Raw genomic sequence first — 571 nt, 5'->3', positions numbered from 1 at the left:
CGGGCCGCGTCCTCGGGGGTGATGTCGTTGACGAAGGCGTCCATGCCGGATTCCACCCCGGCCAGGTACTTGAGTTTGTCGGCGGCCCGGCGGATGGTGAACAGCTCCAGGTGGAGGGCGAGTTCGTCCCTCTGGTCGGCGGGGGCCTGGTGCCAGGCGGAGATGTACGGGGTGCGGCCGCCGCCGAAGAGGCGGTCGAAGCGGCGCAGCAACTCCAGGTAGAGGGACGGGAATTCGTCCCGTTGGGCGGCGTCCAGGCCGGTCAGGTCGGGTACCCGGCGGTGCGGGTGGAGGTGGACCTCGTACGGCCAGCGGGCGGCGAAGGGGACGAAGGCCGTCCAGTGTTCGCCGGCGAGGACCACCCGGTCGCCGTGGGCGCGTTCGGCGGCGAGGAGGTCGTCGAAGAGGTTGCGGCCGGTGGCGGCGCGGTGCTCGGCGGCACGGGCGACCATCCGGGCGGTGCGCGGGGTGGTGAACGGGAAGGCGTAGATCTGGCCGTGCGGGTGGGCGAGGGTGACGCCGATCTCGGCGCCCCGGTTCTCGAAGCAGTAGACCTGCCGCACACCGGGCA

At 72.3% G+C, this 571-nt stretch carries 1 pseudogene; it reads right to left on the bottom strand.

The features are described from left to right. Positions 1-571 (bottom strand): annotated as a pseudogene (locus tag BG452_RS36435) (galactose-1-phosphate uridylyltransferase); the annotation flags it as partial.

It is taken from the genome of Streptomyces sp. CBMA123 (assembly GCF_014596465.1).
GTDB lineage: Bacteria > Actinomycetota > Actinomycetes > Streptomycetales > Streptomycetaceae > Kitasatospora.
The sequence above is the reverse complement of the archived record's forward strand: the minus strand, read 5'-3'. Positions and strand labels throughout refer to the sequence as shown.